Consider the following 26590-nt stretch of genomic DNA (forward strand, 5'->3'; position numbering starts at 1 on the left):
AATTTAACTTAACCCCGGCAAAAATGGAGATGCCTATGTCCACGACATGGTTTGTAGGAGCCGACTGGCTCGCCGAACATATTGATGACCCGGAAATTCAGATTATTGATGCTCGTATGGCACCGCCCGGGCAGGAAGAGCGTAACGTTGCCCAGGAGTATCTGAACGGTCATATCCCCGGTGCAGTATTTTTCGATATCGAAGCTCTCTCTGATCATACATCCCCCCTTCCGCACATGCTGCCTCGCCCGGAAACGTTCGCCGTCGCGATGCGTGAACTGGGCGTTAATCAGGACAAGCATCTGATTGTCTATGATGAAGGAAACCTATTTTCTGCGCCGCGCGCGTGGTGGATGCTGCGCACTTTTGGTGTGGAGAAAGTGTCAATCCTTGGCGGTGGCTTAGCGGGCTGGCAACGTGATGATCTGCTGTTAGAAGAAGGTGCAGTGGCACTGCCGGAAGGAGAGTTTAACGTCGCGTTTACCCCGGAAGCCGTGGTGAAAGTGACCGATGTGTTATTGGCAAGTCATGAAAAAACGGCACAAATTATCGATGCCCGCCCGGCTACACGTTTTAACGCAGAAGTTGATGAACCTCGCCCAGGTTTACGTCGCGGACATATTCCCGGCGCGCTGAATGTTCCATGGACAGAGCTGGTGCGCGAAGGCGAACTGAAAACGACCGATGAACTGGATGCGATATTTTTTGGTCGCGGCGTCAGCTATGACAAACCAATTATTGTCAGCTGCGGCTCTGGTGTAACGGCAGCCGTGGTTTTGTTGGCACTCGCAACGCTGGATGTGCCAAACGTGAAACTGTACGACGGCGCATGGAGTGAATGGGGCGCACGGGCAGATTTACCGGTTGAGCCAATGAAATAAGCTTTTTACAGGCAATAAAAAACCGCCGAATTTGGCGGTTTTTTATTGCTGGTCTGGTTCGCGGCCTTTCCAGCAGGTTGACTTGTGTTGCATGAACAACGCAGGTGCTTCACAGCAGAGCAATACTCGCCAGTAACTCTCTTTTTGTCAAGCCAAAGAGAGTAATTTTTGTTCAGCCAGTGTATTATCCACTACGGCCCTTTCCGCCGTCTCGCAAACGGGCGCTGGCTTAAGGAAAGGATGTTCCATGGCCGTAAATGCAGGTGTTTCACAGCGCTTGCTATCGCGGCAATATCGCCAGTGGTGCTGTCGTGATGCGGTCTTCGTATGGACCGCACAATGAAGATACGGTGCTTCTGTATCGTACTTATTGTTTCTGGTGCGCTGTTTTCCGAAGTAAATAATAACCGGAGTCTCTCTGGTAACAATTTACTGGTGGTTAACAACCTTCAGAGCAGCAAGTAAGCCCGAATGCCGCCCTTTGGGCGGCATATTTTATATTATCCGATTCTGTTTAAAGTCACGCAAAAAACCACCCCAGCGACGTTCATAGAATGGCGCAATATGTTCGGTAATAAAGTGGCTAATTCCTTTTTCCCCTTTTTTCACCTGACAAATATCGATTGGTTCATCGCCAGGTAATGTATCGGTCGCTACACTTCCCGCCGCCTGAATAATTTCTTCGATATCACCATCGGCTTCAATGCCAATAAGTAAATTAGGCTGTGCCTCTTCGTTCTCTTTAATTGAACAAATAAAAGCACGCTTCACTGGCTTAATGGTTTTAAATAAGGTGGTGAGTGAATCAATCATTTGTGCTGGTGGCTCTGCGACTTCCGATAATATCAGCGATTCACCGCCTTCCAGTACTTCCTGACTGCTCAGCGGATTCCCTTCTTCACCAATCAGCAAACTGATTTCACGCGGCATAAATTCTTTACCGGTTGGCAGTTTGGCATTAAGGAAGAGCGTTTCACCAAGGGTCATCTCAAACAATGTGCGCACGGGCATTACGACAAATGCCTGTTCGTCTTCAACCGCCTGTTGAAGCGCTTCTAACGAGGTAAAAAAAGGAATGACGCTGGTGCCGTCTTCTTTTTCCCAGTGCTGTAAATCAAGCGCGCTATCTTCAACCACAGCCTCGCCCTGCGCCGCCGTCCCCGGCACCCAGACGGTGGATTCCAGTAGAGTACGGAAAAAGGCCGGACGGTGCGCCGGTTCGGTTGCTGCTTTTTCCAGCAGGTCTTCAAGTTCGTTTTTTGTTTCGGACATAAGAACCACAATTCATTCAACGTTCGGGGCACAAGTGCTTGATGCACTACGCTTATCAGGCCTACAAGGGATTCGCAATTTGTTGAATTTGCACAATTTGTAGGCCGAATAAAGCGCTTACGCCGTTAACAGATTAGCAATCGTGCGCACACCCAGCCCGGTCGCGCCCGCAGACCACTGTTCAACCGGCGCTTTACGGTAAGTCGCCGAGCAGTCAATATGCAGCCAGCCTTGCTGATAGTTCTCAACAAAATGCGACAGGAAGCCCGCCGCCGTACTTGCACCTGCCGGATACGCCGCGCTTCCGGTATTGTTCAGTTCGGCAAAGTTAGACGGCAGCTGGCTGCGGTGGAACTCCGCCAACGGCAGACGCCAGAACGGTTCGTTCTCCTGCGCGGCACTCGCCAGTAAGCGACCGGCCAGCGCATCGTCAAAACTGAACAGCGCGTGATAATCATTACCCAGCGCGGTTTTCGCCGCCCCGGTGAGGGTCGCCGCATCAATGATCAGTTCCGGTTTCTGCGCACTGGCATCAATCAGGCCATCGGCCAGCACCAGACGCCCTTCGGCATCAGTGTTCATCACTTCGACTTTTTTACCGTTGCGATAGGTGATGATATCGCCCAGTTTGAACGCATTTCCGCTGATCAGGTTATCCGCACAGCAGAGGTACAGCTTCACGCGCTTGTTCAGTCCGCGCGTAATGGCAAACGCCAGCGCCCCGGTAACCGTTGCCGCGCCGCCCATGTCCGACTTCATCGAGTCCATAAACGCGGTCTGTTTGATGCTGTAGCCGCCGGAATCAAAGGTGATGCCTTTACCTACCAGGCACGCGTACACCGGCGCTTCTTTATCGCCAGTTGGGTTGTAATCCAGCGCCAGCAATACCGGAGAACGTTCTGAACCGCGTCCGACGGTGTGCAGCCCCATATAACCTTGCTCGCGCAGATCTTCGCCTTTGGTGATCCGGTAAGTCACACGATCGCCTGCGATGTTGCTGATCAGATCAACAGCACGCTGTGCCAGTTGCGATGGCCCCAGTTCTTCCGCCGGTGCGTTGATGGTGTCACGCACCCAGTCGATGATCATCAGGCGGTTATCCAGTTCCTGGCGTTGGGCATCGTCCAGATCCGGCCACTCCACTTTGCGCGTGCCTTTCGGAGCTTTGTAACCTTGCCAGAATGCCCAGCAGCGATCTGCATCCCAGCCTTCACCGCTTAACTGAACATGCTTGATGCCCAGACCGTCAATCTTGCGCGCCGCACGCTGGATCAGCCCCAGATCGTCCGCCCCGTTCAAATGCAGGGTAATGCCATCATTATTAATGCTGTAAGTTGCTTTTTCTCCCCAGCGCGCGTCGGCAGGTTGGGTAGAGAGGGTAATTTTCATCGCTTCTGTCATTTTAGTTATCCTTATTTGTAAAAGGGCCGCCAGTTGGCAGCCCCAGGATTTTTCCGCTAAATGATTCGCGTTGCAGGAAGGCGGCAAGTGAGTGAAGCCCCAGGAGCATAGATAACTATGTGACTGGGGTGAACGAGCGCAGCCAACGCATCTGCGGCGTGAAGCATGACGCGGAAATTACTCAGCTTCGTCCAGCCAGACTAACAAAATCGCTTCGAGGATTTTCTCGTTGGATGCCTGCGGATCATCATCGAAGTCTTCCAGATCGCAAATCCACTGATGCATATCGGTGAATCGAACCGTTTTCGGATCAAGATCGGGATACGCATCGTACAGTGCTTCGCCAATTTCGCGGCTATCGGTCCACTTAAGTCCCATACTAACCTCTGTTAATGCTCACGCGCATGGTTGATAGTGTAACGCGGGATTTCGACCACTAAATCTTCGTCGGTAACGCGCGCCTGGCAGCTTAAACGGCTTTCCGGCTCCAGCCCCCAGGCTTTGTCCAGCATGTCGTCTTCCTGCTCTGAGCTTTCCGGCAGTGAGTCAAAACCTTCACGAACGATGCAGTGGCAGGTGGTGCAAGCACAGGATTTTTCACAGGCGTGTTCAATCTCGATACCGTTACGCAGAGCTGCGTCGAGAATGGTTTCACCGCTATTCGCTTCCAGAACAGCGCCATCAGGACAGAGATCCTGATGAGGCAAAATAACAATCTTTGGCATATTAAACCTCGTCCACGGAATGGCCTTTCAGCGCACGACGAACCGACAGGTCCATGCGGCGAGCGGCGAAATCCTGGGTTTGTTTGTCTACGTTTTTAATCGCTTGTTCGATGGCGTCAACATCATCGCCCTGCGCCACTTCACTCAGGTGAGCGGCAGCATCGTCAATAACCTGACGCTCTGCGGCACTTAACAGCGCGGCATCAGCAGCCAGCGCGCCATGCAAACTTTCCAGCACACGCGCCGCTTCTACTTTTTGTTCTGCCAGCATACGGGCTTTTACGTCCTGCTCGGCATAGCTCATTGAGTCTTTGATCATCGAGGCGATTTCGCTGTCGGTCAGGCCATAAGAAGGTTTGACCTGAATAGACGCCTCAACGCCGGTGGATTTCTCCATCGCCGTCACGCTCAAAAGACCGTCGGCATCGACCTGGAACGTCACGCGAATATGCGCTCCGCCAGCCGGTAACGCCGGGATACCACGCAGCGCAAAACGCGCCAGCGAGCGGCAGTCCTGCACCAGTTCGCGCTCACCCTGCATTACATGGATAGACATCGCCGTCTGACCATCTTTAAAGGTGGTGAAATCCTGGGCGCGGGCCACCGGAATCGTGGTATTACGCGGGATCACTTTCTCCACCAGGCCGCCCATAGTCTCGAGGCCCAGCGACAGCGGGATCACATCCAGCAACAGCATTTCGCTGTCCGGTTTGTTACCCACCAAAATATCCGCCTGAATCGCCGCGCCAATAGCGACGACTTTATCCGGGTCGATGGAAGTCAGCGGTGGACGACCGAAAAATTCGCCTACACGTTCACGCACCAGCGGCACGCGAGTAGAACCGCCAACCATCACCACTTCCAGCACTTCATCAGCTTCTACGCCAGCGTCTTTCAGCGCACGACGACAGGCCAGTAAGGTTCGTTTTACCAGTGGCGCGATCAGTTCATTGAATTGTTCACGGCTGATTTCGCCCTGCCAGCCCGCAACATTCACGGTCACGGAGTCCGCATCGCTCAGCGCGATTTTGGCTGCAATGGCGGCATCCAGCAGTTCACGCTGAACGCGGTTATCGCTACGATCAGGAATGCCCGCCTGCTCGCGAATATAATCCGCCAGCAGATGGTCGAAATCATCGCCACCGAGCGCGGAATCACCGCCGGTCGCCAGCACTTCAAACACACCGCGACTTAAGCGCAGAATGGAAATATCAAACGTCCCGCCGCCGAGGTCATAAACAGCGATCACGCCTTCCTGGCCGGAATCCAGCCCGTAGGCGATAGCCGCAGCGGTCGGTTCGTTAAGTAAGCGCAGGACGTGAAGGCCCGCCAGACGCGCCGCGTCTTTGGTGCCCTGACGCTGGGCATCGTCAAAGTACGCCGGAACGGTGATAACTACACCATCCAGCTCGCCTGCCAGGGCTTCAGTTGCCCGCGCCGCCAGTGCTTTGAGGATGTCCGCCGAAACGCGCACCGGGTTCAGCAGCCCCGCCGCCGTTTCAATCATCGGCAGGCCGTTTTCGCTGGCCTGGAATTGATAAGGCAGATGCGGATAGCGTTGCTGGATATCAGCCAGCGAGCGCCCCATCAGGCGTTTAACAGAACTAATGGTGTTGGCGGTGTCAAGCGCTGCGTTAGTACGCGCGTCATAACCCACCGAATGCCCTTGCTGTTGATAGTGAACAACAGACGGCAGCAGGTGGCGGCCTTCATGGTCGGCTAACGTTTCGGCCTGACCGCTGCGCACTGTCGCCACCAGCGAGTTGGTTGTGCCCAGGTCAATACCGGCCGCCAGACGACGCTGATGCGGCGCAGCACTCAAACCAGGTTCACTAATTTGTAATAAGGCCATGTTTAGCTTCCAGAAATTAAAAATCGAGCAGTTTTTCTTCGAGTTGTTCGGCACTGCTTCGCAGTTTATCGAGAAAACGCAGCTTACGCACGGTATCCGCCGCCGCGTCCCACGTCTCGTTGTCTAACTGTTCAACCATCAACTGATGGCGGGTATCAAACATCTTTTTCACACGTTTGATAAAGCTTTCCAGCCGCGCTTCATCTTTCGCCTGTTCGATCTCGTCCAGTTCTTCGCGCAGCTCCAGCTGTTCCATCAGGAACGCGGTGTCGCGCACAGTATGCTGCTCGCTGGCGAGATCAAAACCGTGCAAAGAAAGCAAATATTCCGCGCGCATTAACGGATGACGCAGCGTTTGCCAGGCCTGGTTAATGGTTGCAGATTGCTGTACGGCGGCGAGTTGTTCCGCCTGGCTTCCGCTGGCGAATTTATCAGGATGATACTGACGTTGTAGATCCTGAAAACGCAGGCTCAGTGCCTGGGTATCGAGTTGATAACGGGCAGGCAAGCCAAAGAGGGTGAAGTAATCCATAACATTCTCAGGGCTGCGATCCGCCGCGATAACGGCGAATCAGGTAAAACAAACCCCACGCGCAGGCGACCACGGTGGGGTTATCGGTATGCGCATTAGACGTGGAAGCTTTCGCCGCAACCACACTCATCTTTAACGTTCGGGTTGGTGAATTTAAACCCTTCGTTCAGGCCTTCTTTTACGAAGTCCAGCTGCGTACCGTCCAGAAATTGCAGGCTTTTGCCATCGACCACGACTTTCACGCCTTTGTCTTCAAACACGATGTCTTCCGGCGTCGGTTCGTCAACAAATTCCAGTACATAAGCCATACCTGAACATCCGGAGGTTCTCACGCCCAGACGCAGGCCAAACCCTTTGCCGCGGTTAGCCAGAAAGGTATTTACTCGCGCTGCTGCACTGTCGCTCAGTGTAATCGACATAACCAAACCTCAACTCTTATTTTGCTTCACGTTTGCTTTTATAGTCCGCAATGGCGGCTTTGATCGCGTCTTCTGCCAGAATAGAACAGTGAATTTTCACCGGCGGCAGTTCAAGTTCTTCAGCAATATCGGTGTTTTTGATCGCCTGCGCTTCGTCGAGAGACTTCCCTTTCACCCATTCGGTGACCAGGGAGCTGGAAGCGATAGCAGAACCGCAGCCGTAAGTTTTAAAACGCGCGTCTTCAATGATACCTTCATCGTTGACTTTAATCTGCAACTTCATCACGTCGCCACAGGCCGGTGCACCCACCATGCCGCTGCCGACGTTCTCGTCGTTGTTGTCAAAGGAACCCACGTTACGCGGATTCTCGTAATGGTCGATAACTTTTTCGCTGTAAGCCATTATAAATTCTCCTGATTCCGATACCGATTAATGATGAGCCCATTCGATGCTGTTCAGATCCACGCCCTGCTTGTACATTTCCCACAGCGGAGAAAGGTCACGCAGACGACCGATGGATTTACGAACTAACTCGATGGTGTAGTCGATCTCTTCTTCAGTAGTAAAACGACCTAAAGAGAAACGGATAGAGCTATGTGCCAGCTCGTCGTTCAGCCCCAGCGCGCGCAGCACGTAGGACGGTTCGAGGCTTGCTGACGTACAGGCGGAACCTGAAGAAACTGCGAGGTCTTTCAGCGCCATAATCAGCGACTCACCTTCAACGTAGTTGAAGCTGACGTTGAGAATGTTCGGCGCACCGTGTTCCAGGTCACCGTTCAGGTAAACTTCTTCGATATCTTTGATGCCGTTCCACAGACGGTTACGCAGGCCGCGCAGACGTTCCATCTCGGTCGCCATCTCGTCTTTTGCGATGCGATAGGCTTCGCCCATACCGACGATCTGGTGAACAGGCAGAGTGCCGGAACGCATACCGCGCTCGTGACCGCCGCCGTGCATTTGCGCTTCGATGCGTACGCGTGGTTTACGACGCACATACAGCGCACCGATACCTTTCGGGCCATAAATTTTGTGGCCGGAGAAAGACATCAGGTCAACTTTCAACTGGCTCAGATCGATAGGCAGTTTGCCCACGCTCTGGGTTGCATCAACGTGATAGATAATGCCACGAGCACGGCACATTTCGCCGATAGCCGCGATATCCTGCACCACGCCGATTTCGTTATTCACGTGCATGATAGAAACAAGGATGGTGTCGTCACGCATCGCTGCTTCAAGTTCTTTCAGGTCGATAATGCCGTTACGCTGCGGTGCCAGGTAGGTGACTTCAAAACCTTCGCGCTCCAGCTGACGGCAGGTATCCAGTACCGCTTTGTGTTCGGTTTTGCTGGTGATGATGTGCTTGCCTTTTTTCTGATAAAAGTTGGCTGCACCTTTGATCGCCAGGTTGTCAGATTCGGTTGCACCAGAGGTAAAGACGATTTCACGCGGGTCAGCGCCGACCAGATCGGCAATCTGATTACGGGCGATATCTACCGCTTCTTCAGCCTGCCAGCCGAAACGGTGAGAACGGGAGGCCGGGTTACCAAAGGTTCCGTCCATCGTCATAAACTGCATCATTTTCTCGGCAACACGCGGGTCCACCGGCGTGGTTGCGGAGTAGTCGAGATAAATCGGTAATTTCATTGCTCTATAAACTCCGTACATCACTCAATGCAAGGAACCAGGCTACCGGCTGGATGTACGACCGTGTTTACGGAGCGCGATACGCCCCGGCCTGATTCTGAATACTTTTTATCTTTTATGCGCGCAACTTAACATCAATTGCATCGTTACGATTGCTGCGTGGCGCGTCGTGAGTATGCTGACGACCAGACACATCCAACACTTCCTGGTTATTAACCAGTTCGCCTAAAGTAATGTTGTTGAGAAAACCGGTGAGACGGTCGCTCAAATCACGCCACAGCGCGTGGGTCAGGCATTTATCCCCGCCCTGACAGCCGCCTTTACCCTGACAACGGGTGGCATCTACAGATTCGTCAACGGCGCTAATCACTTCGCCAACGGCAATGCTGCTGGCGTCTTTGCCTAACAGATAACCACCGCCTGGTCCACGTACGCTGGAAACCAGACCATTTTTACGCAGACGGGAAAACAGTTGTTCCAGATAAGAAAGGGAAATTCCCTGTCGTTCGGAAATATCAGCCAACGGTACCGGGCCTGCTTCGGAGTTGAGCGCAACGTCAAGCATTGCGGTCACGGCATAGCGCCCTTTAGATGTCAGTCTCATGTCTTACTTCACCTCAAACTCGCCCCTGCCCGGGGTTTTTATTGTAAAAGTGGGGGTATTGCATAGCAGGGTCAAGTCTGACATTCCCGAGTAATTTGGTCAACTATTTACTTGACTGATTTAGTCAGGTATTTAACCTTCAGTGCCATTTTTTATCGTGGCGTTTGTACCTGTTGTCAGATGCGGCGTGAACGCCTTATCCGACCCACGATTACGTGCACTTCCAGGCCTGATAAGACGCGTTAAGCGTCGCATCAGGCAATCACTGTTATTCGGCCTTGTTACCTTTATTCTGCTGCTCTATAGAAGCCAGAATCCCGCGCAGGATATTCAATTCCTGGCTTTCCGGGCGCGCACGGGTAAACAGACGGCGCAATTTATTCATCACCTGCCCCGGATGGTTTTCACGGATAAAACCGGTTGCCAGCAGCGTTTGTTCGAGATGACCATAAAAACGCTCCAGATCATCGACCAGCGGATACGGCGTCTCTTCATGCTCGACCTGCTCGCCATTTTCCTGCGTTGCCAGCCAGGCCATGCGCACTTCATAGGCAATAACCTGAACCGCCATCGCCAGGTTCAGCGAGCTGTATTCCGGGTTAGCGGCAATCGCGACATGATAATGGCACTTCTGCAACTCTTCATTGGTCAGGCCGACACGTTCGCGACCAAAAACCAGCGCCACCGGGGTATTTGCCGCTTCAGCGACGCTTTTCAGACCGCATTCGCGCGGGTCGAGCATCGGCCACGGCAACGTGCGAGAACGTGCACTGGTGCCAACCACCAGGCTACAACCGGCTAATGCTTCGTCGAGCGTATCGACGATGTGAGCATTACCAATCACATCGCTGGCGCCTGCCGCCAGGGCAATCGCCTGGGAGTCGGGTTTCACCAGTGGATTAACCAGCCACAGATTGGTTAATCCCATTGTTTTCATGGCACGGGCAACAGAACCCATATTGCCGGTGTGTGACGTCTCCACCAGCACAATTCGAATATTTTGCAGCATTGTCTTTCTTCGTCTAAAGATTATTCGCGCATCTTAACATAAAACGAAGACAGATGCCGATCTCGCTGCTATACTCTGCGCCGTTTTCCCGTTCTTTAACATCCAGTGAGAGAGACCGATGCATCCGATGCTGAACATCGCCGTGCGCGCAGCGCGCAAGGCGGGTAATTTAATTGCCAAAAACTATGAAACCCCGGACGCTGTAGAAGCGAGCCAGAAAGGCAGTAACGATTTCGTGACCAACGTAGATAAAGCTGCCGAAGCGGTGATTATCGACACGATTCGTAAATCTTACCCACAGCACACCATCATCACCGAAGAAAGCGGTGAACTTGAAGGTACTGATCAGGATGTTCAATGGGTTATCGATCCACTGGATGGCACTACCAACTTTATCAAACGTCTGCCGCACTTCGCGGTATCTATCGCCGTTCGTATCAAAGGCCGCACCGAAGTTGCTGTGGTTTACGATCCTATGCGTAACGAACTGTTCACCGCCACTCGCGGTCAGGGCGCACAGCTGAACGGCTACCGTCTGCGCGGCAGCACCGCTCGCGATCTCGACGGTACTATTCTGGCGACCGGCTTCCCGTTCAAAGCAAAACAGTACGCCACCACCTACATCAACATCGTCGGCAAACTGTTCAACGAATGTGCAGACTTCCGTCGTACCGGTTCTGCGGCGCTGGATCTGGCTTACGTTGCTGCGGGCCGTGTTGACGGTTTCTTTGAAATCGGTCTGCGCCCGTGGGATTTCGCGGCAGGCGAGCTGCTGGTTCGTGAAGCGGGCGGCATCGTCAGCGACTTCACCGGTGGTCATAACTATATGCTGACCGGTAACATCGTTGCTGGTAACCCGCGCGTTGTTAAAGCCATGCTTGCGAACATGCGTGATGAGTTAAGCGACGCTCTGAAGCGTTAATGACTCTGGCGGGTGATATCACTCACCCGCCCTCGCCTTTCAGGCGCTATTCCGAAATACTTCCTCACCGCTTTACTTTCTTTCGTCACTCTCCCACCATCTTTCCCCGATTAATGGATGATAAAGAAGTCGCAAGGAAAGGTTATGGCGCTGCCAGTGAACAAACGCGTTCTCAAAATTCTGTTTATTCTCTTTGTTGTTGCCTTCTGCGTTTATTTAGTGCCGCGCGTTGCCATCAACTTCTTCTATTATCCTGACGATAAAATTTACGGTCCCGACCCCTGGTCGGCGGAATCCGTCGAATTTACGGCTAAGGACGGTACTCGTCTGCAAGGCTGGTTTATTCCTTCTTCGACGGGCCCCGCTGACAACGCCATCGCAACCATCATTCATGCTCATGGCAATGCCGGGAATATGTCCGCCCACTGGCCGCTGGTCAGTTGGTTACCAGAACATAATTTCAATGTTTTTATGTTTGATTATCGCGGGTTTGGTAAATCTAAAGGCATGCCATCACAAGCCGGATTACTGGACGATACGCAAAGTGCCATTAATGTGGTACGCCATCGTAGCGATGTAAACCCCAAGCGGCTGGTGCTGTTCGGGCAGAGTATTGGCGGGGCGAATATTCTTGACGTTATTGGGTTAGGAGATCGCGAGGGCATACGTGCGGTGATCCTCGACTCCACATTTGCCTCTTATTCGACCATCGCCAACCAGATGATACCCGGCAGCGGCTACTTACTTGATGAGAGTTACAGCGGCGAAAATTACATCGCCAGCGTCAGCCCGATCCCGCTTTTACTGATTCACGGCAAAGCTGATCATGTCATTCCATGGCAGCATAGCGAGAAATTATTTGCCCTGGCGAAAGAGCCAAAACGCCTGATTTTGATCCCCGATGGCGAACATCTTGATGCCTTTTCCGATCGTCACGGAGACGTTTATCGCGAGCAGATGGTGGACTTTATCCTTAGCGCATTGAATCCACAGAATTAACCTTATGGTCGAAACCAGATAAAACAGCAAGAAATCACCTTATGGGATGGCATTAAACTGCCAAAAAGTGTTTATATCGATAAAAATTCTGTGATGTTTGTCATCATTTCTGATTAATAGCATTCCATTCACCGTATCCCTAAGCAAACTTTAGCTATTCTTATAAATTATGCTTATGGGAGATCTACAGATGATACCTACACTTGCCCCACCATCTGTACTTTCAGCTCCCCAGCGCCGTTGCCAGGTATTGCTGACGCTGTTCCAGCCGGGGTTGAGCGCCACCACGGCAACTTTCAGCGAGATTAATGGTGTGGATGATGAAATGGTGGGTCGCGATATCAGCGAAACAGGACGGGAGATCCAGCGCTATCATCAACTCACCATTACAACTGGATATGACGGGAGCTACCGGATTGAAGGTACAATACTTAACCAACGCTTATGTTTATTTCATTGGCTACGACGCGCTTTTCGCCTTTGTCCGTCATTTATCAGCAGCCATTTTACGCCCGCGTTAAAGGGGGAGCTAAAGCGTCGGGGGATTGCTCGTAATTTTTATGACGACACCAATCTACTGGCGTTAGTTAATCTCTGCTCGCGAAGGCTGCAAAAACACTTTGATGCGCGTGATGTTCATTTCCTGTGTTTGTATCTGCAATATTGCTTATTGCAACACCATGCCGGAATCTCGCCCCTGTTTAACCCGCTGCAACGTCACTGGTTGGAATCTTGCATTGAATTTCAGGTTGCACAGGAAATTGGCCGCCACTGGCAACGGCGGGCGCGTCAACCTGTCCCCACTGATGAGCCACTATTTATGGCATTACTTTTTTCCCTGTTGCGGGTTCCCGATCCACTGCGAGACACCCATCAGCATGGCAAACAGTTGCGCCTGTCAATTAACCGTCTGGTACAGCATTTTCGGCAGTTGAGTAACGTCCGTTTCTATGATGAACAGGGGTTGTGCTATCAGCTTTATACTCACCTCGCCCAGGCGTTAAACCGCTGTTTGTTTTCTATCGGCATTGATAACACTTTACCGGAAGAGTTCCGTCGACTTTATCCACGGCTCGTGCACACCACCCGCGAAGCGCTGGTCGGGTTTGAAAATGAGTACAACGTCAGTCTTTCCGATGAAGAAAGTTGTCTGGTGGCAGTGATTTTCGGTGCATGGCTGATGCAGGCAAATGAAATTCACGAAAAACAGATTATTTTGTTGACGGGCAATGACAGCGAACGAGAAGCGAATATTGAGCTGCAATTGCGTGAGCTAACGATACTGCCGCTCAATATTAAACACATGTCTGTGAAGACATTTTTGCAGATTGGCGCGCCGCGCAACACCGCGCTTATTATTGCGCCTTATACCATGCCACTACCGCTTTTTTCACCACCGCTTATTTATACGGATCTGACCCTGACGGCACATCAACAGGAACAGATCCGCAAAATACTTGAATCAGCATGAGGGAACGACTTTCGGGCGCAAAAACACTGCCGGAAACGCCACCAATGCCATCACCCAGAACACGCCATGCCCCAGATATTGATACAGGAAACCGGCGAAGACGGTCATGATGGCGATACTGCCGCCCATCGCGACGGCAGAATAAACTGCCTGCAAGCGGATAACCTCACTTCCCTGACGAGCGGCAATGTAGCGCATAGCGGCCAGATGGCACACCGTAAAGGTGCCGCAATGCAGAACTTGCACCATAATCAACCACGGCAACTCAGTGGTTGCCCCCATAATGCCCCAACGTACTACCCCGCATACCGCCGAGATCAGCAACATGTCACGGGCGCTACAACGGCGGAAAAGCTTATTACTCAGCGCAAAGATAATGACTTCCGCCACCACGCCCAGCGACCACAAATAGCCCACCGCCGAAGCCGAGTAGCCAGCTGCCTGCCAGTAAATGGCGCTAAAACCGTAATAGGCCGCATGCGCCCCCTGCAATAAACAAACGCAGGCCAGAAAACGCCAGTTCTGGCGGACCAGCGCCAGCCACGCTGGCCACCCCGTGCTCTCCTGCTGACGGCTTGCCCCCTGTGGCTGAATCGTCGGACGGATAAGAAAGCCGAGCAGCATGGATGCCACGCCCAACGTCAACAGCGCGAGGATCACCCGATAATCAAACATAGTGACCAGTTTGCCCGTCAGCGCCGAGCCAATGACAAACGCCACCGAGCCCCAAAGTCGCACTTTGCCATAATCAAGCGGGAACTGCTTTTGCCACGTATTCGCCAGTGCATCGGTCAACGGTACCAGCGGTGAGAAAAAGAGGTTAAAACCAACCATCACCACCATCAACCACGCCACGTGCGCACCCGCCCAGAAGGCGATGGCAAAGAGTAGCGTCAGCAACGCCAGCACACGCAGCGCAGAAATCAGGCGAGAAGGATCGCTGACGCGAGGCGCAATTATCAAACTACCGAGAAAACGGGCAACCAGCCCGGCCCCCAACAACAGGCCGATGGTTTCTGGCGTTAAGCCAATTCCCTTAAGCCAGACGCTCCAGAAAGGTAGAAAAATACCGTAGCTAAAAAAGTATGTGAAATAACCGAGCGCCAACCAGCGCGTGGATTGCAAAACCATGAGTCCCTCCCGTCAGGAGGCGTTAGTCTGGAGTTAATCGAATGTTGGTGCAAGTTGAAAAATAAGAAAATTCGAGTCCGCTTCCCGCCGATTGTCATGCATATCAGGAAATGACAAAAAGATGCGACCTGCGACGTATCTTGCAAAAATAATGCGTAATTATGCCGTTACGCTTGCCAAACGTTCCTGCACAATGGCGATGAAATCACGTAACGCCGGTTTCATCCCCCCTTTCTTCCACGCCATCAGTAAAGCAATGGAAGGCACATTTCCGGCAATTGGCCGAAAAACAACCTGCCCGGTATTAAAATTATTCATATAACCGGGTATCAAAGTGACGCCCAACCCCATCCCCACCAGATTCATGGTCACCAGAATATTAGTTGCCACCTGCACAATATTTGGCTGGCTGTTTTCTTGCGCAAACCAGGTTTTAACAATCGGTGCAAGCGAGCCGGAATACGCCGGATCGGTACTGACGAAATTAACGCCATTAAGCTGCGCGGCGGTAATCTCTTTTTCTTGTGCTAAAGGATGATCAACCGGCAAAACCACCACTAATGGTTCGTCAAAAAGTTCCAGATAATCAATCTCCGGGCTATAAACAGGATGGCGCATTAAGCCGACGTCCAGTTCACCACGGCGAATTTTTTCTTCCTGTTCCGTGGTAATTAAACTCACCAGCTCAATCAAGGTTTCTGGCTGCTTCAGTCGGAACATGGGCAATACTTTTGGCAGTAAATTCACTTCCGCCGATGGCACAAAACCGATAGTCAAATGCTTATCTTCCTGAACAATTTTCCGCGCCCGTTGTTTGGCATTTTCCGCTTGTTCGAGAATCGCCTGCGCGTCCTGGAGAAAACATTCTCCCGCCGCCGTCAACGCGACTTTGCGCTTATCCCTCACCAGTAACGGAACACCGACACAGTTTTCGAGATCGCGGATCTGGCTGCTTAACGAAGGTTGTGATGTATGCAGTTTTTCCGCCGCACGAGTGAAGTTCAGCGCCTGAGCTACTGCGACGAAATAGCGTAAATGCCGTAGTTCCATCACCTTCCCCTTGTTATCGAAAAAACGTATCAGTTGGTAGAAATTAACTATTTCACATATAAGCAACCAACCAGCAACATCCTTATGGCACAAAAATAGAAGGTCAATACATCTTATCTTTCAGGATTAAAAAATATGACCACCCCCTCAGATTTGAACATTTACCAACTGATTGACACCCAAAACGGTCGGGTCACTCCACGTATTTATACCGACCCGGACATTTACCAACTGGAGCTTGAGCGCATTTTCGGTCGTTGCTGGCTATTTCTCGCCCATGAAAGCCAGATCCCAAAACCTGGTGATTTCTTTAACACCTACATGGGGGAAGATGCGGTTGTCGTGGTGCGCCAGAAAGACGGCAGCATTAAGGCGTTTCTCAACCAGTGCCGCCACCGGGCCATGCGCGTGAGCTATGCCGATTGCGGCAATACTCGCGCCTTCACTTGCCCATATCACGGCTGGTCTTACGGCATTAACGGCGAATTGATCGACGTACCGCTGGAATCTCGCGCCTACCCGCAAGGTCTGTGTAAATCCCACTGGGGATTAAACGAAGTTCCCTGCGTAGAAAGTTATAAAGGGTTGATTTTTGGCAACTGGGACACCACTGCACCGGGCCTGCGTGATTACCTTGGTGACATTGCCTGGTATCTGGATGGCATGCTGGATCGTCGCGAAGGCGGCACCGAAATTGTCGGCGGTGTACAGAAATGGGTTATCAACTGCAACTGGAAATTCCCGGCGGAGCAATTCGCCAGCGACCAATATCACGCTCTGTTCAGCCACGCTTCTGCCGTTCAGGTATTAGGAGCAAAAGATGATGGCAGTGATAAACGCCTCGGCGATGGACAAACCGCTCGCCCGGTATGGGAAACCGCTAAAGATGCCCTGCAATTTGGTCAGGACGGTCACGGCAGCGGCTTCTTCTTTACTGAAAAACCGGATGCTAATGTCTGGGTTGATGGCGCAGTTTCCAGCTATTACCGCGAAACCTACGCCGAGGCGGAACAACGTTTAGGTGAAGTTCGCGCCCTGCGCCTGGCAGGTCATAACAACATCTTCCCGACACTTTCCTGGCTCAACGGCACTGCCACGCTCCGCGTCTGGCATCCGCGCGGCCCCGACCAGGTAGAAGTGTGGGCGTTCTGTATCACCGACAAAGCCGCCTCCGATGAAGTTAAAGCCGCTTTTGAAAACAGCGCCACCCGCGCTTTTGGTCCGGCTGGTTTTCTCGAGCAGGATGACTCGGAGAACTGGTGTGAAATCCAGAAATTGCTGAAAGGTCACCGCGCCCGCAACAGCAAACTGTGTCTGGAGATGGGGCTCGGTCAGGAAAAACGTCGCGACGACGGCATTCCAGGTATTACTAACTATATCTTCTCAGAAACGGCCGCACGTGGAATGTACCAACGCTGGGCCGATCTCCTGAGCAGCGAAAGCTGGCAGGACGTGCTCGATAAAACCGCCGCTTACCAGCAGGAGGTGATGAAATGAGTGCCTTAGTTTCGCTGGAGTTACATCACCGTATTAGTCAGTTTCTCTTTCACGAAGCCAGCTTACTGGATGACTGGAAATTTCGTGACTGGCTGGCACAGCTCGACGAAGAAATTCGTTACACCATGCGCACCACGGTTAACGCGCAAACACGCGACCGCCGCAAAGGCGTCCAGCCCCCGACAACCTGGATTTTTAATGACACCAAAGACCAGCTGGAGCGGCGAATCGCCCGTCTGGAAACGGGCATGGCCTGGGCGGAAGAACCGCCGTCACGCACCCGCCACTTAATCAGCAACTGCCAGGTAAGCGAAACCGACATACCAAACGTATTTGCCGTGCGGGTGAATTATTTGCTCTACCGGGCTCAAAAAGAGCGCGATGAAACGTTCTATGTTGGAACGCGTTTCGACAAAGTTCGCCGTCTGGAAGACGGGAACTGGCGCTTGCTGGAACGGGATATCGTCCTGGATCAAGCGGTCATCTCCTCCCATAACCTGAGTGTACTGTTCTGATGAATCGAATTTATGCGTGTCCCGTTGCGGATGTGCCGGAGGGTGAGTCTCTCCGGATCGATACCTCACCCGTCATCGCCCTGTTCAACGTCGGCGGCGAGTTTTATGCCATTAACGATCGTTGCAGCCATGGTAATGCGTCGATGTCAGAAGGGTATCTGGAAGATGACGCAACGGTGGAATGCCCACTGCACGCCGCCAGTTTTTGCCTGAAAACGGGGAAAGCGTTATGCCTGCCCGCCACCGATCCGCTAACCACTTATCCAGTACACGTTGAAGGTGGTGACATCTTCATCGACTTACCGGGGGCGCAGCCATGAGCGATCTGCACAACGAATCCATTTTTATTACCGGCGGCGGCTCGGGATTAGGCCTGGCGCTGGTCGAGCGATTTATCGAGGAAGGCGCGCAGGTTGCCACGCTGGAACTGTCGGCGGCAAAGGTCGCCAGTCTGCGTCAGCGATTTGGCGAACATATTCTGGCGGTGGAAGGTAACGTGACCTGTTATGCCGATTATCAACGCGCGGTCGATCAGATCCTGACCCGTTCCGGCAAGCTGGATTGTTTTATCGGCAATGCGGGCATCTGGGATCACAATGCCTCACTGGTTAATACCCCGGCGGAGGCGCTGGAAACCGGCTTCCATGAACTGTTTAACGTCAACGTACTCGGTTATCTGCTGGGCGCAAAAGCCTGCGCTCCGGCGTTAATCGCCAGTGAAGGCAGCATAATTTTCACACTGTCAAATGCCGCCTGGTACCCCGGCGGCGGTGGCCCGCTGTACACCGCCAGTAAACATGCCGCAACCGGGCTTATTCGCCAACTGGCTTATGAACTGGCACCGAAAGTACGGGTGAATGGCGTCGGCCCGTGCGGTATGGCCAGCGATCTGCGCGGCCCACAGGCGTTGGGGCAAAGTGAAACATCGATAATGCAGTCTCTGACGCCGGAGAAAATTGCCGCCATTTTACCGCTGCAATTTTTCCCGCAACCGGCGGATTTTACGGGTCCGTATGTGATGTTGGCATCGCGGCGCAATAATCGCGCATTAAGCGGGGTGATGATCAACGCTGATGCGGGTTTAGCGATTCGCGGCATTCGCCACGTAGCGGCTGGGCTGGATCTTTAAGGAAGCACGATGAAAGAAAAAACGATCATTATTGTCGGTGGCGGGCAAGCAGCGTCAATGGCTGCGGCCTCGCTACGCCAGCAAGGGTTCACCGGTGAGCTGCACCTGTTTTCCGATGAGCAACATCTTCCTTATGAACGACCACCGCTCTCGAAAACCATGTTACTGGAGGATTCCCCGCACTTGCAGCCCGTGTTACCCGCTATCTGGTGGCAGGAAAACAACGTTCATCTGCATTCTGGCGTAACCATCAAAACATTGGGACGCGACACACGGCAGTTAGTGTTAGCCAACGGCGAAAGCTGGCACTGGGATCAGCTTTTTATAGCAACGGGCGCGGCAGCCCGACCACTGCCGTTACTTGATGCACTGGGAGAACGCTGCTTTACCCTGCGCCATGCCGGTGATGCCGCCAGACTGCGAGAAGTTCTGCAGCCCGAAGGGTCAGTCGTGATTGTCGGTGCCGGAACTATTGGTCTGGAACTGGCTGCCAGCGCCACGCAGCGCGGTTGTAAGGTGACAGTGATTGAACTGGCAGCAACCGTCATGGGCCGCAATGCGCCGCCGCCCGTGCAACGCTATCTTTTGCAGCGCCATCAGCAGGCTGGTGTGCGCGTCTTGCTCAACAATGCCATTGAGCATGTGGTCGATGGTGAGAAAGTAGAGCTGACGTTGCAAAGCGGCGAAACGCTTCAGGCCGATGTAGTGATTTACGGTATTGGTATCAGCGCCAACGACCGCCTGGCACGTGAGGCCAACCTTGATACGGTAAATGGTATTGTCATTGACGAGGCTTGCCGCACCAGCGATCCCGCGATCTTTGCCGGTGGCGATGTGGCAATCACTCGTCTTGATAATGGTCTGCTGCACCGCTGCGAAAGCTGGGAAAACGCCAATAACCAGGCGCAAACTGCCGCAGCCGCAATGTTGGGACTACCGCTTCCGCTACTGCCGCCGCCGTGGTTCTGGAGCGATCAGTACAGTGATAACTTACAGTTTATTGGCAATATGCGTGGCGATGACTGGATTTGTCGTGGCAACCCGGAAGCCCAGAAAGCGATTTGGTTTAATCTGCAAAGCGGTGTGCTTATCGGCGCGGTAACGCTGAATGAGGGACGTGAGATTCGCTCAATCCGCAAATGGATCCAGAGCGGTAAAACGTTTGATGCGAAACGGCTGACAGATGAGAACATCGCCCTTAAATCACTGTAACCAGGATAATTAGCGAATATCTCAACGCCTGGGGCGTGGCGAGGTGCAAGAGTGTGTATTACGTTTAAATCACATTATCTTGCAAAGGGATTGGTTATGAACTCACTACGTTATTTTGATTTTGGTGCTGCCCGCCCCGTTTTGTTATTAATTGCCCGTATCGCCGTCATCTTAATTTTCATTATTTTTGGTTTTCCCAAAATGATGGGCTTTGACGGAACGGTACAATATATGGCCTCGCTGGGCGCACCGATGCCGATGCTGGCGGCAGTTATTGCGGTGATTATGGAAGTACCCGCCGCGATATTAATCATACTTGGCTTTTTCACCCGTCCGCTGGCGGTGCTGTTTATTTTCTACACGCTGGGAACGGCGGTGATTGGTCATCATTACTGGGATATGACCGGCGATGCGGTTGGACCAAATATGATTAATTTCTGGAAGAATATCAGCATTGCTGGCGCATTCCTGCTGCTGGCAATTACCGGGCCGGGGGCAATTTCTCTCGATCGGCGTTAGGAAAGATGCCGGATGCGGCGTGAACGCCTTATCCGGCCGACCGCTCCAACACCAATTGTAGGCCTGATAAGACGCGGCAAGCGTCGCATCAGGCATGGTGCGCCGAGTGCTACAAAATCGAAATTACCCTGTAGGCCTGTGCATCCGGCATTTTATAAATTACAGCCACTCTACCCGCAACGACATCTCTGAGGTTGTTGATTCCCCTGGTGCAAGCGCAATGAGGTCCCCCCCTTCCGGGCGATGATGGTCATCCGGCGCATGGCTCATCGGCTCCAGACAGAAGAAATCAAACGCATACCCTTTATCAAACGCGGGATCGGAGACAAAGATGAAATAGCACGGCGCAGGCGGCGTCGTTTCCATGATGACGGCGTAACCCTCCAGCGGCTGCTCGATGCGGGCCTGACCATTCCATCCGGCAAAACCATTGTTCACCCACTGGCGCGGCAATGGCGCGAGCTGGTTGAAATCCAGTTCCTGCGGTAGCTGCTCGCAAAACTCACCCGCCAGCCACTGCTCCCGCTCCAGCCAGTAACCATTCGCCTGTGCCTGAATCCGCGTTTGCGGCGACAACGGAAAATAAGGATGCCAGCCGGTACCAAATGGCAGCGTCTCTGCCCCTTGATTGGTGACAGAGAGCGTGACCGTCAGCGTATCCGCTGTTAAATGAAACGCCTGACTTACCCGATAGTGATAGACACCGCTGCGATGTTCATACACCAGACACAAACAATCATCGCTGTGCGAGACACATTGCCACTCGCCCAACCAGCCATCGCCGTGTAGATAGTGCGTATCCCACTCAACATTCGGTTGCAGTTGATACTCACGCCCCTGCCAGACAAAACGGTTGCCACTCACCCGGTTTGCAAATGGTACCAGCGGAAAACAAGAGGCATCGGTTGCCACTCCGCTTTTTTTACCAAGACGTAAGAGCGGCGTCGTATCGCGCCAGAAGCCTTCGATTACGCCGCCCTGGTCAGAAACGTCCAGCTTTAGCGGCCCGTGAGATAAGGTATAGATGGTCATCCGCTAACTCCTTAATCCGGGAAGTTAATCACAACTTTCCCGCATTTGCCGCTCGCCATCAGCGCATAGGCATCACCTGCCTGTTCCAGCGTGAAGCGATGGGTAATGGCGTTACGCGGCCACAGTTTCCAGTCAGTCAAATCGTGGGCGCATTTTTCCATATGGAACATACTGGTCACCCAGGAGCCGATAATCCGCCGTTGATGGTGCATCAGATCGGCGCTGACCTCGAATTCCACTTTTCCGGTTTCACCAATGTAAACCACCCGCCCCCAGTCAGCAGTGGATTGCAGTGCCAGCAAGCGACCTGCGGCATTACCGGAACAATCGAGCGCAACATCCGCGCCACCGTGGGTAAGTTCAGCAATTATCTGCGGCAGACCTTCGGTGGTCGCTAAATACCCGTGATCCATCACTCCTAACTGTTTTGCCATCGCCAGACGTTCCGGCAGCATATCAACGCCGATGATCCGTTTTGCACCGCGACCTTTCGCCAGCATCATCGCCATCATGCCGACCGGCCCCAGACCGACCACCAGCACGTTATCGCTGCCGGAAACTTCGCCGCGCAAAATCCCTTCATAGGCCGTGCCAACGCCGCAACTGATAAACGCACCATCTTCGTAGCTCAGCGCATCCGGCAGGAGGATCAGATCTTTTTCTTCCGCCAGCAGATATTCGGCATGACCGCCGTCACGCTGCCAGCCGTAAGCCGCTTTTCCTTTGCCAGTACAAGAGATAGGAAAGCCGCGGCGGCAGTTCGGGCAAAAACCACAGCCAGAAATGTGATACACCAGCACGCGATCACCCTCTTTAAAATGGCGACAGCCTTGCCCCATCGCCACAATTTGCCCGCACGGCTCATGACCGTTGATAAAGCCCTGGTATAACGGTTTATCGGGCGCCGCCGCCGTGGCGCGGTGTTGATGGTAGATATAGTGGACATCGCTTCCGCAAATCCCGGAGGATTTCATTTTGATCAGTACCTGGTTAATCCCCGGCGTCGGCACCGCAACTTCCCGCAGATCGACGGTCGAATTTCCTGGTAAATAAGCTGCCAGCATCGTTTTCATAAATCCCTCATTAACAATACGATTAATTTTCATCCCTGCCGCACCCGCGCCAGGGGCGTTAAGGTTTAGCGTTTCGCTTTACTGCTTCGCTGGGTCAGCAAGATATTCGCCAGCACCGCCACCACGATAATGACGCCGCGTACCACCTGCTGGAAAAAGGAGTTAATCCCGAGCAATACCAGACCGTTACCGATTAGCGTAATCACCAGCACACCAAGCAATGTACCGAACAGGGAACCGCGACCGCCGGAAAGTGCCGTACCGCCGACCACGACCGCGGCGATGACGTCAAACTCCAGACCGTTTGCCGCACCTGCGTTACCAGAACCGAGGCGCGCCGCCAGCAAAATGCCAGTCACCGCCGCTAATAATCCCGAAAGGGTAAAGATAAGAATGCGCACCCGACGAACGTTGATGCCGCACAACTGCGCCGCCGTAGCATTACCGCCAACGGCAAAAACCGAGCGCCCGAAAGCGGTTTTACGACTGATGAACACAAACAGCGCAAACAACACCATCATGATCAGCGCGGATACCGGCACTCCGAGAAATTGTCCACCCAGCCAGTCCAGTACCTCGTTTTCGTCAATCGGCACTGGCAGGGCGTTAGTCATAAACAGCCCCATTCCGCGCAGGGCGCTCCACAGCCCCAGCGTGGCAACGAAACTTGGTACGTTAAACACACCGCGCAGCACCCCGGCCAGCGTTCCCATCAGCGCGCCTAACAGCAACACCAGCAGACAAGCAATCGCCAGCGGAACTTCAAATTGCAGCAAAAATGCCAGGCACACCGAGACAAAAGCCACCATCGGCCCAACGCTGACATCAATTTCCCCGGAGATAATAATCAGCGTCATCGCCCAGGCGGCGATCCCAATGGTGGCGGCATCGCGCAGCACGTTCATTTGGTTATTCAATGAGATAAAGCCAGGCGCGTTCAGGGAGAAGACCAGATACAAAATGGCAATCACCACCAGCAAACCGATCTCATTAATATGGCGACTGACAAATTGTTTGAGCGAGACGCTCTTGCCCTGCGGCAATGGTAATGACGAAGCAGACATCTTCAGGTTCCTCGGTAAAATTCATCAGTGCACAGACAGAATGGCGGACATCAGCTCATCCACATTGACCGGAGAGTGAAACTCCTGCGAGAACGTACCGTGCTGTAACAACAGAATGCGGTCGCACACCAGCGGTAACTCCTCCACTTCACTGGAGATAAACACCACGCTTTTTCCTTCGGCAGCCAGCTCGCGGACAATACGGTAAATCTGCTGTTTGGCTTCGATATCGACGCCGCGCGTTGGCTCGTCGAGCAACAAAATCTGGCTGGCGGCATAGACCCAACGACCGATCACCACTTTTTGCTGATTACCGCCAGAAAGCGTGCCGATGGGTGTTTCGCTACTGGCAGCCTTGACCGTCATCCGCTGCATCACCTCTTCGGTCAGGCGGCGGATGGTGGACCATTGCAGTACGCCGTTGGCGCTGATTTTTTGCCGATTGGTCAGCACTGTATTTTCGTCAACGCCCAGCCAGGGAATGATCCCCGCTTCTTTGCGGTTTTCTGGCGTATAGCCAATGCCGCGTTTCAGCATGTCGCCGTAATCGGGGCACGTGATTTTCTCGCCGTTGATAACAATTTCGCCCTGTTCATACGCTTCCAGCCCAACTATCGCTTTCAGCAATTCACTGCGCCCTGCCCCCAGCAGGCCGGCAATGCCGAGCACTTCGCCACGACGCAGTGAAAAACTGATCTCCGTAAGTTTTGGTCTGTGGCGTAACGCGCGAACTTCCAGTACGGTCTGGTCCGCAATCTCCTGAGCTGCAACCGGTGCAATATCAACGTGATCGCGTCCGAGCATCAACGACACAATATGGCGAGTTGAGGTGTTTTCGAGCATCACATCGCCCGCCACCTGCCCGTCACGCATGACGGTGGCACAGGAAGCGATACGGCGGATTTCCTCCATCCTGTGGCTGACGTAAATCACCGCCACGCCCAGTGCCGACATTTTTTTCACGGCGCTGATCACCAGTTCAACTTCCGCACTGGCAAGCGAGCTGGTGGGTTCATCAAGGATGACCACGCGCGGCTCGCCCTTCATCACCCGCGCAATTTCCACCAGTTGCTTTTGCGCCGGGCTTAGCGTTGAAACAAGTTGTTCAGGACTAACGTCAACGCCCAGCGCCTGTAAGCAACGTTGGGCATCCTGCGCCATTTGCAGGTAATCAATCATGCCGTTGCGGCGAGGCCATTGACCAAGGCAGAGGTTTTCTGCCACCGTCAGCCCTTCCACCAGACTTAACTCCTGATAAACCGCGCGTACTCCCAGTTCAGCGGCACGGCGAGTCAGCGTAGCTTCGTCGCCTTCCAGTCGCGTCTCGCCAATCCAGATATCACCGCTATCCGGACGTTCGCTACCGGTAAGCATTCGAATGAGGGTCGATTTTCCCGCACCGTTTTTGCCTAACAGCGCGCGAACTTCGCCTTTATTGAGCGTGAAGTTAACGTTATCCAGCGCAACGACGCCGGGGTAACGCTTATTTCCTGCCACCACTTTTGCTACCGGGACTGCCTCTGTTGCCGTGAACATAGGGACCTCTGCGAATCAGCTATTAGGGCAGACCATCAACGTGCGTTGCCAGCCACTGTTTACCGTCTTCAGTTTTGGTATAAAGATCGATTGGCACCTGAATCACTTTTTCACCGTCGGCTTGTTTATTGATAACCTTCAATGTTTGCGCGAAAACAGCATTGCCCATTTTCTTACCGGAAATATCCACTACCGCTTTCAGCACCTGGTTGTTTTCCAGCTCCTGAGCAATTTCAGTGGTCATGTCCGAACCGAAAACGGCAATTTTTCCGGCCTGATTTTGATTGCGCACCGCTTTTACCGCACCGAGTGTCGCTCCGCCCGATTCCCCCATAATGGCGTTGAGATCTGGCGTGGAGATAATCAGTTTTTCACCGACAGAAATCGCTTTATCTAAAACAGTCCCTTCCTGATTAGCGACAATTTGCGCGCCGGGAACGCGGGCTTTTAATACTTCTTCAAACCCTTTACGTCGTTGCACACAAACTTCAAAGGCTTCGCAATTGATGACGGCAATTTTCGGCTGGTCAATTTTGTTGGCAATAAAATAATCGGCGGCAGCGTTACCCAGCTTTTTACCAAATTCCAGCGGGTCACCAACCAGATATGCCGAGACATATTTATCGACACCCTTTTGATTAATACAGGTGTTGTAGCAAATCACCGGAATACCCGCTTCACTGGCGCGACGAACGGTACGGCTACTGCCATTTTCAGACACTGCCGATAAAATAATGGCATCGACATTACGCGCCACGAGGGTATCTACAAAAGTACTTTCTTTCGAAATATCGCCCTGGGCGTTAGTTTCAATTAACTGTACCTGTACTGAAGAATCTTTTGCCGCATCCTGAACGCCCTGACGCACTCCAGCGTAATATCCCTGGGTATCAAGGTATATTGCACCAATGGTCATTTCTTTATCCGCAGCGTTGGCAAATAGTGCGCTACCTAATAGCGTAGCCATTAATAATAGATTACGGGTTGTTCTCATTTTTTTAGGCATAGTGCCTCCTGTAGGGTTTTTATTTACAACGGCTTATTTTAATTATTTGAGCGTGAGCGGCAGCGCGTGCCGCTCAAATATTACAGTTAATAGG

At 52.8% G+C, this 26590-nt stretch carries 29 protein-coding genes; 11 read left to right on the forward strand and 18 right to left on the reverse strand.

The features are described 5' to 3' along the window. Positions 1-35 precede the first annotated feature (35 nt). Together sseA and timP are read left to right on the forward strand one after the other, a co-directional pair. The gene (gene sseA, locus D9597_RS07625; RefSeq protein ID WP_130222036.1) at positions 36-881 is read left to right on the forward strand and encodes a 3-mercaptopyruvate sulfurtransferase; all 846 of its coding nucleotides are present in this window, start codon (positions 36-38) and stop codon (positions 879-881) included. A 339-nt stretch (positions 882-1220) separates the two neighbouring features. After that, positions 1221-1346 carry a small toxic inner membrane protein TimP gene (gene timP, locus D9597_RS23515; protein WP_276319951.1) on the forward strand — a complete coding sequence of 42 codons (126 nt, stop codon included), beginning with the start codon at positions 1221-1223 and terminating at the stop codon, positions 1344-1346. 30 nt (positions 1347-1376) lie between these two features. Here the strand turns inward: timP and sseB are convergent, their stop codons facing one another. The 11 genes from sseB to trmJ all read right to left on the reverse strand — a co-directional run bounded on the left by sseB (position 1377) and on the right by trmJ (position 10340). Further along, positions 1377-2153, reverse strand: a complete 777-nt coding sequence (gene sseB, locus D9597_RS07630; protein ID WP_001298396.1) for an enhanced serine sensitivity protein SseB — start codon at positions 2151-2153, stop codon at positions 1377-1379. Positions 2154-2270: 117 nt separating this feature from the next. Continuing rightward, on the reverse strand, positions 2271-3554 hold the full coding sequence (pepB, locus tag D9597_RS07635; protein ID WP_130222037.1) for an aminopeptidase PepB: 1284 nt from the start codon (positions 3552-3554) through the stop codon (positions 2271-2273). Positions 3555-3731: 177 nt separating this feature from the next. Further along, on the reverse strand, positions 3732-3932 hold the full coding sequence (gene iscX / locus D9597_RS07640; protein ID WP_000523616.1) for a Fe-S cluster assembly protein IscX: 201 nt from the start codon (positions 3930-3932) through the stop codon (positions 3732-3734). Between the two features lie 11 nt (positions 3933-3943). Continuing rightward, the gene (gene fdx / locus D9597_RS07645) at positions 3944-4279 is read right to left on the reverse strand and encodes an ISC system 2Fe-2S type ferredoxin (RefSeq protein ID WP_001124469.1); all 336 of its coding nucleotides are present in this window, start codon (positions 4277-4279) and stop codon (positions 3944-3946) included. Between the two features lies 1 nt (position 4280). Next, positions 4281-6131 carry a Fe-S protein assembly chaperone HscA gene (hscA, locus tag D9597_RS07650; protein WP_130222038.1) on the reverse strand — a complete coding sequence of 617 codons (1851 nt, stop codon included), beginning with the start codon at positions 6129-6131 and terminating at the stop codon, positions 4281-4283. Positions 6132-6147: 16 nt separating this feature from the next. After that, on the reverse strand, positions 6148-6663 hold the full coding sequence (hscB, locus tag D9597_RS07655; RefSeq protein ID WP_000384413.1) for a co-chaperone HscB: 516 nt from the start codon (positions 6661-6663) through the stop codon (positions 6148-6150). Positions 6664-6758: 95 nt separating this feature from the next. Beyond that, a complete protein-coding gene (gene iscA, locus D9597_RS07660; protein ID WP_000028953.1) occupies positions 6759-7082 on the reverse strand; it encodes an iron-sulfur cluster assembly protein IscA in 324 nt (107 codons plus the stop codon). 16 nt (positions 7083-7098) lie between these two features. Beyond that, a complete protein-coding gene (gene iscU / locus D9597_RS07665) occupies positions 7099-7485 on the reverse strand; it encodes a Fe-S cluster assembly scaffold IscU (RefSeq protein WP_000331707.1) in 387 nt (128 codons plus the stop codon). A 27-nt stretch (positions 7486-7512) separates the two neighbouring features. Next, positions 7513-8727 (reverse strand): cysteine desulfurase, encoded by a 1215-nt coding sequence (iscS, locus tag D9597_RS07670; protein ID WP_130222039.1) that lies wholly within the window; start codon positions 8725-8727, stop codon positions 7513-7515. A 115-nt stretch (positions 8728-8842) separates the two neighbouring features. After that, positions 8843-9331: a Fe-S cluster assembly transcriptional regulator IscR gene (gene iscR, locus D9597_RS07675; protein ID WP_001241354.1), complete on the reverse strand. Its 489-nt coding sequence runs from the start codon at positions 9329-9331 to the stop codon at positions 8843-8845. Positions 9332-9599: 268 nt separating this feature from the next. After that, a complete protein-coding gene (gene trmJ / locus D9597_RS07680) occupies positions 9600-10340 on the reverse strand; it encodes a tRNA (cytosine(32)/uridine(32)-2'-O)-methyltransferase TrmJ (RefSeq protein WP_000940019.1) in 741 nt (246 codons plus the stop codon). Between the two features lie 118 nt (positions 10341-10458). On the opposite strand from trmJ, the gene suhB reads away from it, so the two are divergent. From suhB to csiE, 3 genes are all read left to right on the forward strand, one after another. Next, entirely contained in the window at positions 10459-11262 is an 804-nt protein-coding gene (suhB, locus tag D9597_RS07685; RefSeq protein WP_000553451.1) for an inositol-1-monophosphatase, read from the forward strand. A gap of 144 nt (positions 11263-11406) precedes the next feature. Continuing rightward, positions 11407-12261: an alpha/beta hydrolase gene (locus D9597_RS07690; RefSeq protein ID WP_130222040.1), complete on the forward strand. Its 855-nt coding sequence runs from the start codon at positions 11407-11409 to the stop codon at positions 12259-12261. Between the two features lie 190 nt (positions 12262-12451). Then, positions 12452-13732, forward strand: coding sequence for a stationary phase inducible protein CsiE (csiE, locus tag D9597_RS07695; RefSeq protein WP_130222041.1), 1281 nt, complete (start codon positions 12452-12454; stop codon positions 13730-13732). On the opposite strand, the gene D9597_RS07700 is transcribed toward csiE, so the two are convergent. Continuing rightward, positions 13724-14863 carry a 3-phenylpropionate MFS transporter gene (locus tag D9597_RS07700; protein WP_130222042.1) on the reverse strand — a complete coding sequence of 380 codons (1140 nt, stop codon included), beginning with the start codon at positions 14861-14863 and terminating at the stop codon, positions 13724-13726. The genes csiE and D9597_RS07700 overlap by 9 nt on opposite strands. A 159-nt stretch (positions 14864-15022) precedes the next feature. Beyond that, the gene (gene hcaR, locus D9597_RS07705) at positions 15023-15913 is read right to left on the reverse strand and encodes a DNA-binding transcriptional regulator HcaR (protein WP_130214633.1); all 891 of its coding nucleotides are present in this window, start codon (positions 15911-15913) and stop codon (positions 15023-15025) included. 135 nt (positions 15914-16048) lie between these two features. On the opposite strand from hcaR, the gene hcaE reads away from it, so the two are divergent. The 6 genes from hcaE to D9597_RS07735 all read left to right on the forward strand — a co-directional run bounded on the left by hcaE (position 16049) and on the right by D9597_RS07735 (position 20785). Next, the gene (gene hcaE, locus D9597_RS07710) at positions 16049-17410 is read left to right on the forward strand and encodes a 3-phenylpropionate/cinnamic acid dioxygenase subunit alpha (protein WP_130222043.1); all 1362 of its coding nucleotides are present in this window, start codon (positions 16049-16051) and stop codon (positions 17408-17410) included. Next, positions 17407-17925, forward strand: coding sequence for a 3-phenylpropionate/cinnamic acid dioxygenase subunit beta (hcaF, locus tag D9597_RS07715; RefSeq protein ID WP_130222044.1), 519 nt, complete (start codon positions 17407-17409; stop codon positions 17923-17925). The genes hcaE and hcaF overlap by 4 nt, the downstream gene beginning before the upstream one ends. Further along, positions 17925-18245 (forward strand): bifunctional 3-phenylpropionate/cinnamic acid dioxygenase ferredoxin subunit, encoded by a 321-nt coding sequence (locus D9597_RS07720; RefSeq protein WP_130222045.1) that lies wholly within the window; start codon positions 17925-17927, stop codon positions 18243-18245. The genes hcaF and D9597_RS07720 overlap by 1 nt, the downstream gene beginning before the upstream one ends. Further along, positions 18242-19054, forward strand: a complete 813-nt coding sequence (gene hcaB, locus D9597_RS07725) for a 3-phenylpropionate-dihydrodiol/cinnamic acid-dihydrodiol dehydrogenase (protein WP_130222046.1) — start codon at positions 18242-18244, stop codon at positions 19052-19054. The genes D9597_RS07720 and hcaB overlap by 4 nt, the downstream gene beginning before the upstream one ends. Positions 19055-19063: 9 nt before the next feature. Further along, positions 19064-20266 carry a phenylpropionate dioxygenase ferredoxin reductase subunit gene (hcaD, locus tag D9597_RS07730; protein ID WP_130222047.1) on the forward strand — a complete coding sequence of 401 codons (1203 nt, stop codon included), beginning with the start codon at positions 19064-19066 and terminating at the stop codon, positions 20264-20266. Between the two features lie 96 nt (positions 20267-20362). Continuing rightward, complete coding sequence (locus tag D9597_RS07735) at positions 20363-20785, forward strand: DoxX family protein (protein ID WP_001087245.1); 423 nt, start codon at positions 20363-20365, stop codon at positions 20783-20785. A 159-nt stretch (positions 20786-20944) separates the two neighbouring features. Here the strand turns inward: D9597_RS07735 and D9597_RS07740 are convergent, their stop codons facing one another. Genes D9597_RS07740 through D9597_RS07760 form a run of 5 tightly spaced genes read right to left on the reverse strand, consistent with a single transcriptional unit; the run spans position 20945 to position 26496 of the window. Beyond that, the gene (locus tag D9597_RS07740) at positions 20945-21817 is read right to left on the reverse strand and encodes an aldose 1-epimerase (RefSeq protein ID WP_130222048.1); all 873 of its coding nucleotides are present in this window, start codon (positions 21815-21817) and stop codon (positions 20945-20947) included. 11 nt (positions 21818-21828) lie between these two features. Continuing rightward, complete coding sequence (locus tag D9597_RS07745; RefSeq protein ID WP_165383535.1) at positions 21829-22923, reverse strand: zinc-binding dehydrogenase; 1095 nt, start codon at positions 22921-22923, stop codon at positions 21829-21831. Between the two features lie 32 nt (positions 22924-22955). Beyond that, on the reverse strand, positions 22956-23954 hold the full coding sequence (locus D9597_RS07750) for an ABC transporter permease (RefSeq protein ID WP_001276664.1): 999 nt from the start codon (positions 23952-23954) through the stop codon (positions 22956-22958). Positions 23955-23978: 24 nt separating this feature from the next. Next, on the reverse strand, positions 23979-25490 hold the full coding sequence (locus tag D9597_RS07755; RefSeq protein ID WP_130222049.1) for a sugar ABC transporter ATP-binding protein: 1512 nt from the start codon (positions 25488-25490) through the stop codon (positions 23979-23981). Between the two features lie 22 nt (positions 25491-25512). Continuing rightward, positions 25513-26496, reverse strand: coding sequence for a substrate-binding domain-containing protein (locus D9597_RS07760; RefSeq protein ID WP_105268353.1), 984 nt, complete (start codon positions 26494-26496; stop codon positions 25513-25515). Positions 26497-26590: the final 94 nt, after the last annotated feature.

This window comes from Escherichia sp. E13S3 (assembly GCF_004212325.1).
Lineage (GTDB): Bacteria > Pseudomonadota > Gammaproteobacteria > Enterobacterales > Enterobacteriaceae > Escherichia.